At 42.1% G+C, this 14,869-nt stretch carries 11 protein-coding genes and 1 tRNA gene; all 12 read left to right on the top strand.

Translation table 11 applies throughout. The annotated features are described in order from the left end of the window. The first annotated feature begins 184 nt into the window (after positions 1-184). The 12 genes from VMW39_03445 (at position 185) to VMW39_03390 (ending at position 14,869) form a co-directional block, all read left to right on the top strand. On the top strand, positions 185-595 hold the full coding sequence (locus VMW39_03445) for a response regulator (GenBank protein ID HUW23065.1): 411 nt from the start codon (positions 185-187) through the stop codon (positions 593-595). Between the two features lie 220 nt (positions 596-815). Continuing rightward, on the top strand, positions 816-1,166 hold the full coding sequence (locus tag VMW39_03440; GenBank protein HUW23064.1) for a hypothetical protein: 351 nt from the start codon (positions 816-818) through the stop codon (positions 1,164-1,166). A 4-nt stretch (positions 1,167-1,170) separates the two neighbouring features. Then, positions 1,171-3,606, top strand: a complete 2,436-nt coding sequence (gyrB, locus tag VMW39_03435) for a DNA topoisomerase (ATP-hydrolyzing) subunit B (protein ID HUW23063.1) — start codon at positions 1,171-1,173, stop codon at positions 3,604-3,606. 293 nt (positions 3,607-3,899) lie between these two features. Next, on the top strand, positions 3,900-6,344 hold the full coding sequence (gyrA, locus tag VMW39_03430) for a DNA gyrase subunit A (GenBank protein ID HUW23062.1): 2,445 nt from the start codon (positions 3,900-3,902) through the stop codon (positions 6,342-6,344). Then, the gene (locus VMW39_03425; protein ID HUW23061.1) at positions 6,341-6,766 is read left to right on the top strand and encodes an archease; all 426 of its coding nucleotides are present in this window, start codon (positions 6,341-6,343) and stop codon (positions 6,764-6,766) included. The genes gyrA and VMW39_03425 overlap by 4 nt, the downstream gene beginning before the upstream one ends. Positions 6,767-6,834: 68 nt before the next feature. Beyond that, positions 6,835-9,807, top strand: a complete 2,973-nt coding sequence (locus VMW39_03420) for an intein-containing RctB family protein (GenBank protein HUW23060.1) — start codon at positions 6,835-6,837, stop codon at positions 9,805-9,807. Position 9,808: 1 nt separating this feature from the next. Then, entirely contained in the window at positions 9,809-11,086 is a 1,278-nt protein-coding gene (gene serS, locus VMW39_03415) for a serine--tRNA ligase (protein ID HUW23059.1), read from the top strand. Positions 11,087-11,088: 2 nt separating this feature from the next. Further along, the gene (locus tag VMW39_03410) at positions 11,089-11,409 is read left to right on the top strand and encodes a hypothetical protein (protein ID HUW23058.1); all 321 of its coding nucleotides are present in this window, start codon (positions 11,089-11,091) and stop codon (positions 11,407-11,409) included. 2 nt (positions 11,410-11,411) lie between these two features. After that, positions 11,412-11,498 (top strand) — tRNA-Ser (locus tag VMW39_03405). Positions 11,499-11,782: 284 nt separating this feature from the next. Next, on the top strand, positions 11,783-12,877 hold the full coding sequence (locus VMW39_03400) for a PAS domain-containing sensor histidine kinase (protein HUW23057.1): 1,095 nt from the start codon (positions 11,783-11,785) through the stop codon (positions 12,875-12,877). Between the two features lies 1 nt (position 12,878). Next, entirely contained in the window at positions 12,879-13,547 is a 669-nt protein-coding gene (locus tag VMW39_03395; GenBank protein HUW23056.1) for a response regulator transcription factor, read from the top strand. Between the two features lie 221 nt (positions 13,548-13,768). After that, a complete protein-coding gene (locus VMW39_03390; protein ID HUW23055.1) occupies positions 13,769-14,869 on the top strand; it encodes a PAS domain S-box protein in 1,101 nt (366 codons plus the stop codon).

Here is a 14,869-nt window from a genome sequence, read left to right as displayed (position 1 = left end):
TGGGTTATAAGTTTGTTGAGGAAGAGTGAATATTCAATCTTGCCCTGCTCGGTTTTCCCATAAATGACCATTTCTGAAAGCCATATAAAGTTTACAAAAATTTTACAAATTGTTAACCTAAACTTAACATTAATAAATTATACTTAATATAGGGAAAGACAGGATTTACTATTGTGTGGAGAAGATGACTATGAAAGCAAAGATTTTAATCGTGGACGACGATCCAGATCTTACAAATCTGGTTAAGACTATTCTGGAAGCAGAAGACTATATGGTCTATGCGGCGGAGAGCGGGGAAGAGGCATTGGGAGAAGTGTCTAAAGTGAGGCCTGACTTGATCATCCTAGACATAATACTTCCGGGCATAGACGGTTATGACACGTGCAAGATTTTAAAGACCGACGACCACACGAATTTTATTCCTATTATAATATTGAGCATTAAGTGTTCGGTTAAAGACAGGGTTGTTGGACTAAATAAGGGAGCAGACGATTACATTACTAAGCCTTTTGACCCTGATGAGTTAACGGCAAGGGTAGAAGCAGTGTTAAGGGGCTATGGACACTCGCCCATTTCTAGAGGCGAGAGAAACTGACTCTTTGCCCGGAGTTGATATTTTTTATATAACCCTCTGACATATTATGTTAGAGGGTTTTCTTTTGCCAACTTTTTTCTCTATCTATAGTCCATTTTCTCTTGACAAATAGCGATTAAAAAAGGTAAAATAAATTGGAAAAATCGAAATTGGAAGTATTCCCGAAGGGGTTATCTTGAAGCATCCCGATAACAATCGGGATGCGGATTAGGGAGTTTGAGTGAAACAATCTGGTTTCCCTCAAGGGGCGCCGGTCGCGACGAATAAGGAGCGACGACCGAGCGTAGCGAGGGAAAGGCGCGGGCGCGAGACGGTGAGAGCCCCGGGTGAGAACCCCGATGGAATCGGGGAAGGGGTTATCTTGTTTTTATGCATTGGAAATGGTCAAATAATTGACATCAGGGAAATAGTTATGATTATTGATATGCGAAAGGCGAAGTGGGGACAATTTTCCAGTTTAAAACAGAAGGCAAAAGCAGCGATATTACTTGAGGATGGTTCCTTCCACTTATCGGGAATCAGTGCTCGAGCTATAGGCCAAAGATTTGAGAGGTTGGGAGGTAAACAGTAGGAAGATGGTCTCAGGAAAAAGCGAGTATACTGCTGATAAGATTCAGGTTCTGGAGGGTCTGGAGTCGGTTCAGAAGAGACCGGCTATGTATATAGGGACAACAGGTCCTATGGGGTTGCACCATTTAGTAGAGGAGGCTGTAGATAACAGCATCGATGAAGTCTTAGCCGGCTACTGTAAAAATATTGATGTTACCATTCGTCAAGATAATAGTATCTGTGTTATGGACGATGGCCGGGGCATTCCTGTGGATATTCATCTCCGCGAGAAGAAGCCAGCTGTAGAAGTTATTATGACTAAGCTCTTTGCTGGCGCGAAGTTCGATAAGAAAGCATATAAAGCATCCGGCGGGCTCCACGGGGTGGGAATTTCAGTGGTAAATGCCCTTTCCGAATGGCTGGAGGTGGAGGTTTATCGAGACGGTAATATTTATAAACAGTTGTACCATCGAGGCAAACCAGATTACAATCTAAAGGTTGTAGGCCCAACCGATGATCGAGGGACCAAGATAACTTTTAAACCAGACCCTAATGTGTTCACAGAGAGTGTGACTTTCAATTTCGACATTCTCTCCCACCGCTTGCGTGAACTGGCATTTTTGAATCCCGGCACTACTATAAATATTTATGATGAGCGGGAAGACAAACAGCACTCTTTCTGTTACGAGGGAGGAATCACCTCTTTCGTAAACTACCTGAATGCTAATAAGAATGTTCTTCATAAAAAGCCTATCTACTTTTCTCGAGAAAAAGAAGGGGTAAACGCGGAGATTGCCCTGCAGTATAATGATAGTTACACCGAAAACATCTTCACCTTTGCTAATAATATCAACACTAAAGAAGGTGGCACCCATCTTATCGGCTTTAAGACTTCTCTAACCAGAGTAATCAATGACTACATAAGGCGAAATGCTGCCCTGAAGGACAAACAGGTGTCGCTTTCCGGGGAGGATGTGCGTGAGGGGCTAACGGCAGTAATTAGCGTGAAAGTGCCTGAACCGCAATTTGAAGGTCAGACCAAGACCAGGCTGGGTAATTCCGAGGTGAAAGGAATTGTCGAATCTATAGTTGGCGAATACCTGAGCGCTTTTTGGGAAGAGAATCCTTCTATTGCTAATAAGATTGTAGAAAAATCGATCACTGCAACACGAGCCAGGGAAGCCGCCAGAAAGGCGCGTGAACTGACCAGGAGAAAAGGGGCACTGGATAGTGCTTCTCTGCCCGGGAAATTGGCCGATTGCATAGAGAGAGACCCCTCATTGTGTGAATTATATATAGTTGAAGGCGATTCTGCTGGAGGAAGTGCAAAGCAGGGGAGGGATAGGGCTTTCCAGGCTATCCTTCCCTTAAAAGGGAAAATACTAAATGTGGAGAAGGCGCGGTTAGATAAAGTGCTCTCCAATGAGGAGATTCGGACAATAATTGCTGCTGTAGGAAGCGGCATTGGCGAAGAGGAGTTTGCCCTGGCAAAAGCCCGCTACCATAAGATCATTCTTATGACTGATGCTGACGTTGATGGGGCACATATCCGCACTCTGCTTTTGACCTTTTTCTATCGGCAGATGCGCCTTTTGATTGAGAATGGTTATGTATACATAGCCCAACCACCCCTTTATAGGGTAAAAAAAGGGAAACAGGAGATGTATTTAGGGGGGGATGATGAACTGGATAGATACCTTTTACGCCAGGGTATGCAAGGTATCCGGCTTTTTAAATTAAAGGATGGCAAAGAAATCTTAAAATATGAAGAAGAAAAGATTAAACAGATTCTCCAGGGACTAATAGAGATGGAAAGGCTCCTTAAGAAAGCGGGAAAGAAAGGAATTACCTGGGAAAATTTTTTAGAACTCAATAAATCAGGCAGGCTTCCTCTTTATTCTGTAATAGAGACTAAGGGGAAGGGGGTTTCGCTTAAGGAGAAGTACTTATATTCAGAGAAAGAGTTGAAAAGTTTCCGCAAAGAGCTTACGGAGAAGGAGAAGAGTAAGAATAAAGAGAAGGCTCCACCCAGCGAGGAGGAAAGGCCGGAAGTGAAGGACCTCTGGGAGTTGAAAAAGATAAAAGAGGTTGTAGCTAACCTGGAAAAGACAGGTCTGGACATTTCCCGGTATGGCAAGGAGAGTGGCAAGGAAGTCATAAATAGAATAAGATGTAATGGAGAAGAGTTCAATGTGCACAGTTTTGATGAGCTGCTGGAGGTGGTAAAGAATCTGGGAAAAAAAGGGATCAATATACAGAGATATAAAGGGTTGGGAGAGATGAATCCTATTCAATTATGGGAGACGACAATGGATCCCAAGAAGAGAACTCTTCTTCAGGTCCAACTGGAAGATGTGGTAGAGGCGGATAGGATATTTACCGCTCTTATGGGAGATAAGGTCGAACCACGGAAAAATTTTATACAAACTTATGCTCCTGAAGTGAGAAACCTGGATATATAATGGAAAGAGACAGGAAAAGTTAGTTTGCTCATCGCTGAAATTTCTTGCTAACAAAATCTATTGCTCGCTACACTAAAATTTCAAAAACTCCCCCGATAAATCGGGGTCGAACAATTGAAATTTTTATTGTTTCGCTCGCAAAGATTTAGTAAAGCAAGAAATTAAAAGCTCCTTGCGAACTAACTTTTCCTAGAAAGAGGGATGAAGGGAAAGATATTGCCCTCGTTCCCTCGCTAAAATTCTAATACTCCTCAAAATCAACTCTTCCTTAAAGAGAAATTAAAGGAAAGATAATGGAATCTTCTGAAAAAATTATACCGCGAACCATAGAAGACGAGATGAAAGACTCTTATATAGACTATGCCATGAGCGTAATTGTGGGTAGAGCTCTTCCCGATGTGAGGGATGGTTTGAAACCGGTTCACCGGCGTATTCTCTACGCTATGCAGGATCTTGGTTTATTTCACAATAAGCCTTATAAGAAGAGTGCCCGTGTTGTGGGGGAAGTGCTGGGGAAGTACCACCCTCACGGAGATATGGCTGTATATGATGCTATGGTGAGAATGGCTCAGAATTTCTCCTTAAGGCATCCTCTCATTGATGGACAGGGCAATTTTGGTAGCGTTGATGGCGATGCAGCGGCCGCGATGCGCTACACAGAGGTAAGGCTGGCAAACATTGCTTCAGAAATACTTACCGATATTAATAAAAACACAGTCGACTTCGTCCCCAATTTTGATGAGTCTTTAAAAGAGCCTGTGGTTCTACCTGCTCGGCTTCCCAACCTCCTGATCAACGGTTCTTCAGGTATTGCCGTAGGAATGGCCACCAATATACCACCCCATAACCTGGAAGAGGTTATTGATGGAATAATAATACTTATAGATAATCCCAACACTGAAATTACAGAATTAATGAAAGTAATTAAAGGACCCGACTTTCCTACTGGTGGGATAATATTCGGGAAGAAGGGGATAAAAGATGCCTATCTCACAGGCAGGGGTTCGATTAAGTTGAGAGCCGATACGGATATTGAACAAATTGGTAGTGGCAGGCAAGCCATAGTGGTTAATGAGATTCCCTATCAGGTAAATAAATCTCAGCTTCTGGAGACAATAGCCAATTTGGTAAGGGATAAGAAGATAGATAGTATCAGTAACCTGCGTGACGAATCTGACCGAATGGGGATGCGCATAGTTATTGAACTGAAGCGGGAAGCGAATGCGCAGATTGTGCTTAACCAGTTATTCAATCACACACAGCTGGCGACTACTTTTGGAGTAATTACTCTTGCCTTGGTAAATAATGTTCCCCGAATACTGAATCTCAAAGAAGTGCTCTCCCATTATCTCGAATATCGAAAGGAGATCGTTACCCGGCGCACAAAGTTTGAGTTGGAGAAGGCCGAACAGCGAGCTCACATTCTGGAAGGGTTAAAGAAGGCGGTGGAAAATATAGATAAGGTAATTAATATTATAGAAAAATCGAAAGATGTAGATAAGGCGAGAGAGTCCTTAATGGAAAATTTCAAATTCACTAAAGCCCAGGCCCAGGCGATTCTGGATATGAGGTTGCACCAATTAACCGGCTTAGAGCGGGACAAGCTATTAGAAGAGTATGTAGAATTGATTAAAAACATAGAGCAGTTCAAAGCGATTCTTGCTACTCCCCAAAAGGTTCTGGAGATTATCAGGAAAGAATTAATAAGCGTAAAGGAAAAATACGGAGAAAAACGGAGAACCAAGATTAAGGCTCAGGCCATAGAAATGGATATAGAAGACTTGATTCCCGAAGAGGATGCAGTGGTTACTATCTCCCACGCTGGCTATGTCAAAAGGCTCCCTGTTTCTACATATCGTGCTCAGAGAAGAGGAGGCAGAGGAATTACGGGAATGGCGACCAGGGAAGAAGATTTTATAGAGGACATATTTATTACCACAACGCATAGCTATATGCTATTTTTCACTAATCTGGGTAAAGTCTACTGGTTGAAAGTTTATGAGATTCCCGAGGCAAGTCGCACTGCCAAAGGAAAGGCTATTGTAAATCTGATTAGGCTATCTTCTATTGGAGAATCAATTACAGCGATGGTATCAGTAAGAGACTTCGCCAAAGAGAAAGAGAAATATCTTCTGATGGCAACTTGTAATGGAGTGATAAAGATGACCTCTTTGAAGGAATATTCGAATCCCAGGAAAGGCGGTATTATAGCTATAAAACTGGGTAAAAAAGATAGTCTTATTGATGTCAAGCTTACTACTGGTAAAGAAGAGGTAATTATCGGCACAGGAAAAGGGAAGTCCATCCGTTTTTCCGAAGAGGAGATGCGTTCCATTGGTCGTGCGGGACAGGGAGTAAGAGGTATAAGGCTGGGTAAAGGAGATGGAGTGGTGGGGATGGAGATAATGAAGAAAGGTGATGCACTCTTAACTGCCACATCCAAAGGTTATGGAAAGAGGACTCATGTGGACAAATATAGATTACAGGCACGAGGGGGTAAGGGTGTAATTAACATAATAACCGACCAAAGAAACGGTGAAGTAGTGGGAATAAAAAGTGTCACTGATAGCGACGATATAGTGTTAGTTACCTCGCACGGTCTATTTATACGTCAAGCCGTAAAAGGTATTCGACGCATAGGCAGGAGTACCAAAGGGGTGAGGCTAATCAGACTTGAGGAAGGAGACAGATTGGTGGCCATTGCCAGCGTGGTTAAAGAGAACGAGGAGAAAGGGTGAAGAAGTTTGAAGTAATTGAGCATACCGCAGATATGGGGATTAAAGCATACGGTAAGGATTTGGCCGAGCTATTTATAAATGCAGCCTATGGGATGGCAAGTTTGATTACAGATTTAAAGAAAGTGAACCCTAAGGATTCAGAGGATATCTCGTTAGAGGCAGAGAATAAAGAAGAGCTTCTGGTCTCCTGGCTGAATGAGATAATCTATCTTTCTGCTTCCCAGAGCATGCTCTTCTCCAAATTTGAGGTCTCCAAGATAGATGAGAAACATCTTAAGGCAAAGATATTCGGAGAAGAACTCGATATCACCAGACACCAGATAGAGACAGAGTTTAAGGCTGCTACTTACCACCGACTGAAAATTTCAAATTCTACTCTCCCTGAAGGAGTTTTTCAGGCAGAGATAATATTCGATATTTAATTTGCGCAAATAACCCACACGCCCAGCAAACTGGGCGCAGGGTTGTGTATTCATTGAAGGATAATATTATGGCAGAAGAGTGGAAAGGGACATTTAAGAAGATTGATGACTACAGGTGGCTACTCCCTAAGAAAGAAGGGATGAGGGTGCCGGGATTGATATATACCAGTGAGAAGATGCTCCAGCACCTCAGGATGGATAGAACACCTGTCCAGGTAGCCAATGTAGCCTATCTTCCGGGAATTGTGGGCAAATCTATGGCTATGCCCGATATCCACTGGGGCTATGGGTTTCCCATCGGTGGAGTGGCAGCTATGGATATCGAAGCCGGAGGTGTAATCTCCCCAGGAGGTGTTGGTTATGACTTGAATTGCATTTCTGGAGATAGTTTAATTCTGCATAATTTAGGATATCGTCTGAAAATAGAAGAATTTGAAAGAATGTGGACCGACGAGAAAATCGGATGTTTCGATTTTAACTCGGGGAAGTTTACCAATACTGGAATAGTAAATTTCCTGAAACGAAAACCTGATAATAGAGTTCTTAAGATAACTACAAAGATAGGCAAGAAAATTACTGCTACAGAAGACCATCCTTTTTATACCAGAGATGGTATGGTAGAACTTAAGAATTTGTCTAAAGGTAGTGAAGTAGCAATCTATCCCTTCGAAGGCGTCCCTTATGAGAAGCCCAGTGACGAAATTATTATTGAGGAAAAGGATATAAGAAAGATTCTTCTAACTCTGGAAAAAGATTCCCGGGGACATGGCTTGGAACAGATTATTATCCACTTGAAGAAAAGAGGACTTCTGCCTTTAAGATTTAGCTCTCCACAACTTCCCTATATTTTGAAAGTAATGGGCTATGTATTTGGCGATGGGAGTATCCATTTTGTTAGAAAGAGAGGCAAGGGAATTACTGGGTTCTGGGGCAAGACAGAAGACCTGGAAACGATAAGGAGAGATATAGCCAGTATTGGTTATAGATGTTCAAGGATATATTCCAGAAAGAGAAAGCAGAAAATTAAGACAAGTTATTCGGTTTATGAATTTGAGACAATGGAGACTATGTGTATGGTCAGATCGAGCAGTTTAGCCATTCTACTGGTTGCTCTGGGCGTGCCTCTGGGAAATAAGGCAAGACAGGAATACCATATTCCCCGATGGCTATTTAAAACACCATTATGGCAGAAGAGACTATTCTTAGCATCTTTCTTTGGCGCAGAAATGAATACTCCTAAAACAATGACAGGACATGGGCATAATTTTTATTGTCCAGTGGTTTCTATGAATAAGAAGGAAGAGTTTGTGGAAAATGGAATTGTATTTTTTAAAGAGATGAGTAAGTTACTGAACGATTTTGGTGTAACTACTCTCAAAATCAGTCAAAGAAAAGAGAATGCAAATACATTTCGCTTGAGACTGATATTGTCAGGGCGTCCGCAGAATATGATTAATCTCTTTACCAGAATAGGCTTCGAATATAATAAAAAGCGGAAAGGGCTTGCCAATGTTGCCGTGCAATATCTGAAATGGAAACAATTAGTTATTGCAGAGCGGAAAGAGATGGCAAGTAAAGTAAAGCAGAAGGAATTAGTAAAGGCAATGTCTGCCCGGGATATTTTTAGTGGCTTCGATTCTTCTTCTGTCAACTTTCGTTTTGTGGAGCGTTCAATTTATGAGGAGAGAAATATTGAGCATAGAGTGCCCACGAATTCTCCCAAGTTTGACCAGTTTTTAGAGAAGGCAACAGAAGGTTTGGAAGAATCGGGTATGGTCTGGGATGAAATTGAAAGTATCGAAGAAGTAGATTTTGATGGTTATGTATACGATTTCACAGTTGCCCATCCCCATCACAACTTTATCGCCAATAATTTTGTCGTTTCTAATTGTGGGGTAAGGCTTCTTAGAACAAATTTGAAGGAAAAGGATGTTCGTCCTAAACTTCACGAGTTAATTTCTGCATTGTTCGTAGCCATTCCTTCAGGAGTGGGTTCTAAGGGAAGAATAAAAATCTCCTCTCAGGAGGTAATGGAGGTTCTGGAGAAAGGTAGCCAGTGGGCAATAAAGAAGGGTTATGGACTTCCCGAAGATGCTCTACATACCGAAGAGAAGGGCTCCATGGAGGGTGCTGATGCTACCAAGGTGGGACAGAGAGCTTTAGAAAGGGGAAGGCCGCAGCTGGGCACATTGGGAGCAGGAAACCATTTCCTGGAGATTCAGATTGTAGAGGAGATATACGACGAAGAGGTAGCTAAAGTTTTCGGTATATTTCCTGGACAGATTACAGTGATGATTCATACCGGCTCAAGGGGGCTCGGTTATCAGATTTGTGATGACTACCTCAGGCTAATGGGAAATGCTGTAAGAAAATATAACATCAGTCTTCCCGACCGACAACTGGCCTGTGCGCCAGTAAAGTCAGAGGAAGGTCAAAACTACCTGAAAGCAATGAGATGCGCAGCTAATTACGCCTGGGCAAACAGGCAGTGCATAATGCATTGGACAAGAGAGACCTTCGAAAGGGTGCTTAAGATAAGTCCTAAAGACCTGGGAATGGTGCTTATATACGATGTAGCGCACAATATCGGAAAGATTGAAGAACACCCGGTAGAGGGAAAAAAGACAACTCTTTGTATTCATAGAAAGGGCGCAACCAGAGCCTTTCCCGCAGGACATCCTGATGTGCCCGAGGATTATAAAGGTGTAGGGCAGCCAGTGCTTATCCCAGGGACAATGGGTTCTGCCTCCTATGTCCTTGTGGGCACCACAAGAGCTATGGAAGAGACATGGGGAAGCACCTGCCATGGTGCGGGGAGAGCGATGTCCAGAACAAAAGCTTTGCATACGATTAGCGGCGAACAGTTACAGAGGGAGTTAGGAGAGAAAGGAATCGTTATTCAGGCAAAGGGATACAAGACATTGGCAGAGGAAGCGCCTCAAGCCTATAAGGACGTTGATGAAGTAGTGGATGTCTGCCACAATGCAGGTATTTCTAAGAAAGTAGCCAGGATGAGACCAATCGGGGTGATGAAAGGATAAGATGCTCGATTTGAAATTTATCAGGGAAAATATAAAAAAAGTCAACAAGGGTTTAAAAGACAAGGGAGAGAAGATTTCTCTCGATGAACTTCTCCAGTTGGATGGAGAGCGGAGGAAAATTTTAGTTGAAGTGGAAGATTTGAAATATAGAAGGAATAAGGCTTCGGAAGAGATAGGGAAATTAAAGAGGGAAGGCAAGGAAATTAAAGAATCGATTGGGGAGATGCAGAAAGTCTCTGAGCGTATAAGAGAGTTAGATGATAAGTTAAAAGAACTTCAGGAGAAGACAACAAGACATCTGTTGATGATTCCCAACCTGCCCCACGAATCTGTGCCTGTGGGGAAGACACCTAAGGATAATAAGGTTGTGAGAGAAGGGAAACCACAGAAGAAGAAGTTCAATTTTGAGCCTCGTGAACATTGGGAGGTGGGGGAGAGTTTGGGAATCCTCGATTTTCCCCTTGCCTCCAGGATTTCCGGTACCAGGTTTGCCCTCCTCAAAGGAAAGGGAGCGAGGCTGGAAAGGGCACTGATTAACTTCATGCTCGATTTACATATTAAAGGAGGATATAAGGAAATATTGCCGCCCTTTATGGTCACTGGTGAGAGCATGATGGGCACAGGGCAGTTGCCCAAGTTTTCCATAGAACTTTACAAGTGCAAAGACGATGACCTCTATTTGATTCCCACTGGCGAAGTGCCTCTGACCAATCTGCACAAGAATCAAATTCTGAAGGAGAAAGACTTGCCTTTGAATTATGTGGCTTATACACCATGTTTTCGTAGAGAAGCCGGTTCTTATGGAAAGGACACCAAAGGATTAATCAGGAATCACCAGTTTAACAAGGTGGAACTGGTAAAGTTCACCAGGCCCGAAGATTCTTATGGGGAATTGGAGACTCTGGTCTCTGATGCTGAGAAGGTCTTAGAATTATTGGAGATTCCTTATCAGGTTGTAGCTCTTTGCACAGGCGATTTGGGGTTCGGGGCAGCCAAGACTTACGACCTGGAAGTGTGGATGCCTGGTGAAAACAGGTGGCGGGAAGTCTCCTCTTGCAGTAACTTTACAGATTTCCAGGCGAGGAGAATAAATATTAAGCATAAGAAGGAAAAAACGGGAACACTGGAATATGTCCATACATTGAATGGTTCCGGGCTGGCCATTGGTAGAACCTTTGCCGCCATTTTAGAAAATAATCAAACTGAGAAGGGAACAGTAATTATTCCCAAAGTTCTCCAGCCCCATATGAATGGATTGGAGATAATTGATAGAGATTAAAAATGGGCATGGAATCATGGAAAGTTAATAGTAAAGTGAAGATAATATTAAGCAGGAACTGGGTTAACGTGCCTGGACTGTTAGTGAATACGGTAAAGGATACAGTTTGTATTAAAGGATATTTGGCATTTATGGGAGATAAAGTAGACGGACATAATGAATTAGCAGTCTCCAGTCAACTGAGGAAGGTGGAGAGGGAAATACTGGCTCTGCGTGATATAAGACATGTCGACTGGAGAATTACTGGGTGGCAAAAAAAGAAGAATAGATGGGAAAGAAAAGGATTCAAACCCTCAGAATCAGAGGAGAAGAAGAAGGAGTAAGTGGAAGGGTGGCCGAGCGGTTGATGGCGCTGGTCTTGAAAACCAGTTTCCGAGTAATCGGAACGTGAGTTCGAATCTCACCCCTTCCGTATGATTCACAGGAGGGGTCGCTGTCCCGATGAATAAATCGGGACGTGTTAGCGACGGGCGCGAGACGGTGAGCGCCCCGGGGTCCGAAGGACCGAAGCCCGCGAACGCCGACCCATGGGAGGAGTAGCGAAGGGTCGCTGGAGCGACGAATAAGGAGCTCAGGGTAGCGACGATTTGTAGTTGACATTATTGATTAGTTGTGGTAACATAAATTTTGCGTAAAAAGAATAATTAGTGCAGTGGCCATTCCTTCAAAATTTCCGGTTTATCAGGAGAAAAAGTTGTGGATAAGAAGGATCAATTACAAGAATTGAAGGAATATAGAGTTTCCGTTGAAAATATGGGAGAAGGTTTGTGCGTTACTAATAAGAAGATGGTGCCAATTTTTGTTAATCGTAAAGTCTGTGAAATTACAGGTTACAGGAAGAATGAAATTCTGGGTAAGAATGTTGTCCCCTTTCTTATAGGTAAGAGTAAAGATAGAGTAAGAAAGGAGTTGAAAAAAAGGATGGAGGGTTACTCTTCGCGTTATACTGTAAAGGTTAGAACAAAGAAAGGGAAAGAAATAGTCCTATCCGTTAGTGGTGCTCCTCGTTTTGACAAAAAAGGGAAATTTGATGGGACTATCGCAATTATTTCCGATTTTACAGAAAGGAAAGAATTAGAGGATAAGTTAAGAGAACGCACACTAGAGCTGGAGAAAGAAATAAATAAGAGAACCAAGTTACTCGTCGATCTGTATAAGGGAGTGGGAGTTACAGAAGAAAGGAATAGATTGGCGCGGGAGATTCACGATTTTTGCTCTCAGGACCTGGCAACTGCCCTTTTGAAGATTGAGATTTGTGAGAAAGTTCTGGACAAAGATCCGGAAAAGGTAAGGGCAGAGCTAGGGGAATTGCGAAAGATGCTTAGGAAAAGCATTAAGTTGAACCGGGATATCGTATTTGGTTTGCAGCTACCGAACTTTCACAGAACGGGCTTTGCCACGGTTCTCAGACAGTATTTTAAAGAGTTTTGCAAAAAGACAGGGATTATATGTAACTTAAATATTAAACTGGAGAGGAGTCTCTCCACAAATATACAGGTAGGTGCCTATAGAATTATTCGAGAGGCGATGAATAATGTAAGAAAACACGCTATGGCAAAGAATGTGGATGCGAGATTAAGAACTGATAAGCACGAGAATCTTCACGTTATCATTAAAGATGATGGGAAAGGATTCGACTTAAAGAAAGCCTTGAATAAGAAAAAATATGCCAGGCATTTTGGACTAAAGGGGATGGAAAGGCAGGCGAAACTTTTTGGAGGGGCTTTCACTGTTAAAACTGAAAAGGGACAAGGAGTCGAGATAAAGGTAAAAATTCCGCTTGGGGGATAGGATGGGTAAAGTTAACCTGAAGAAAATAATTAGAATTGTCATAGCAGATGACCACGCACTTTTCCGGGAAGGTTTGCGAAGAGTAATGGAATTTGAGGAAGATATAAAGATAGTTGGAGAAGCCAAGGATGGCGCGGAAACCTTCGAGTTGGCAAAGAGAGTGAAGCCGGATGTGATTCTCATGGATATCAGCCTGCCTGGTCCAAATGGGATAAGGATTACGCGCCAGATTAAGAAGAGATATCGAAAGGTTTACGTTATTATGCTGTCTATGTATGAGGACACGGCACATATTACCGACTCATTTCAGGCAGGCGCTTCTGGCTACGTAATAAAGACCAGTCCCTCTGGTGAATTAATACAGACTATCCGTTCTGTATTTAGAGAAGGGGTTTCCATCCCACCCCTTATAGAGCATAAACTACTAAAGGGTATAAGGAAGCCAGATTTTTTGAGCGGGACAGAAAATGTCCATCTAACAAAGAAAGAGGTAAAAATCCTCAAGTTAGTGGCTTCCGGGAAAACTAATAAAGAGATTGCCAAGAAGCTCTTCGTGAGTGAAAAGACGGTTAAAAACCACCTTAATCATGTCTATAGAAAAATGGGGGTGAAAAACCGCGCACAGGCAGTGGTAGAAGGGCTAAGGAGAGATTACATTAGCAAGGATTAAAATATTTTTGTTCTCTTTTTGTATGTAATCTTCGAGTTATTTACCTAAAAGACCCATTAAAAAATGGGTCTTTTTTTTGTCAAAAAATTTTATAAGATTATTCGTTAGACCTATTGTAAAAATGGGGGATTTATAGTAAAATTACATACAAAAAAAGGAACTAATTTTTTTCTTCAGGAAGGCTCTGATAGTTACAGACTTGATTAAGAAAGGAATAAAAAATGGTGGATAAAGTTGACCAGGCAGAAGAATTGGAAGGGAAATATAGAATGTTTTTTGAAAATATGGGTGAAGGTGTATGCATTCTCGATGAAAATATGACGATAACTTCTATGAATGATAAGTTATACCAGAGCTCGGGTTACAGGAGGGATGAGCTTTTGGGTAAGGATATTCGCTCTTTTTTTGGAAGGGTAGGTAAAGAGACAATAGAAAGTGAATTCAAAAAGAGAACTAAGGGTAAATCATCACATTATATTTTAACAGGCAAGACAAAGGGAGGGGAAGACATGTTCTTCTCGGTCTGTAGTGTTCCTCTTATGAACAACGAGGGGAAATTTAATGGAGCCGTCGCAATTATCTCCGATATTACGGAAAAAAAGAAATCAGAAGAGAAATTGAAAGAACATACAATAGAACTGGAGAAAGAAGTAGAGGAGAGAACCGAGCAACTGGTCGAGCTGTACAAGGGAGTTACAGTTACAGAGGAGAGGAACAGATTGGCTCAGGAGATTCACGATGGTTTAGCCCAGACTTTAGCTAGTTCACTTTTGAAGATTGACTTTTGTGAGAGACTTCTGGATGGTAATCCAAAAAAGGTAAAGAAGGAACTATTGGCACTAAGGAAGATGCTGGCAAAAGGTATTAAGGCGACACGACATGTCATATTTGATTTGCGGCTCCCGAAATTTCACAGAACAGGCTTTGTTACTGTCCTGAGAAAGTATTTGGAAGAGTTTCGCAGAAAGACAGGGATTGCAGCTACTTTAAATCTTAAAGTGGAAGAGAGTCTCCCCATGAAGATACAGGTAGGCACCTATCGAATTATCCGAGAGGCAATGAACAATATAAAGAAACACGCTATGGCAAAGAATGTAGATTTGAGATTAAGAACTGATAAGAATAGAAATCTCCATCTTATTATAGAAGATGATGGGAAAGGATTTGATTTAAACAGAGCCTTAACTCAGAGTAAATATGCCAAGAATTTTGGACTAATAGGAATGGAAGAGCAAGCAAAACTTTTGGGAGGGGCCTTTACTGTTAAAACTGAAAAGGGACAAGGGACCAAGATAAAGGTAAAAATTCCGCTTGAGGAATAG

It is taken from the genome of bacterium, from assembly GCA_035530055.1.
Lineage (GTDB): Bacteria > UBA6262 > WVXT01 > WVXT01 > WVXT01 > WVXT01.
This window is presented reverse-complemented; position numbering and strand designations above follow the sequence as displayed.

Excerpts from the sequence above, each read along its gene's own strand:
- gyrB (HUW23063.1), top strand. The coding sequence starts at position 1,171 with ATGGTCTCAGGAAAAAGCGAGTATACTGCTGATAAGATTCAGGTTCTG.
- VMW39_03420 (HUW23060.1), top strand. The coding sequence starts at position 6,835 with ATGGCAGAAGAGTGGAAAGGGACATTTAAGAAGATTGATGACTACAGG.
- VMW39_03395 (HUW23056.1), top strand. The coding sequence starts at position 12,879 with ATGGGTAAAGTTAACCTGAAGAAAATAATTAGAATTGTCATAGCAGAT.
- gyrA (HUW23062.1), top strand. The coding sequence starts at position 3,900 with ATGGAATCTTCTGAAAAAATTATACCGCGAACCATAGAAGACGAGATG.
- VMW39_03390 (HUW23055.1), top strand. The coding sequence starts at position 13,769 with ATGGTGGATAAAGTTGACCAGGCAGAAGAATTGGAAGGGAAATATAGA.
- VMW39_03410 (HUW23058.1), top strand. The coding sequence starts at position 11,089 with ATGGGCATGGAATCATGGAAAGTTAATAGTAAAGTGAAGATAATATTA.
- VMW39_03445 (HUW23065.1), top strand. The coding sequence starts at position 185 with ATGACTATGAAAGCAAAGATTTTAATCGTGGACGACGATCCAGATCTT.
- serS (HUW23059.1), top strand. The coding sequence starts at position 9,809 with ATGCTCGATTTGAAATTTATCAGGGAAAATATAAAAAAAGTCAACAAG.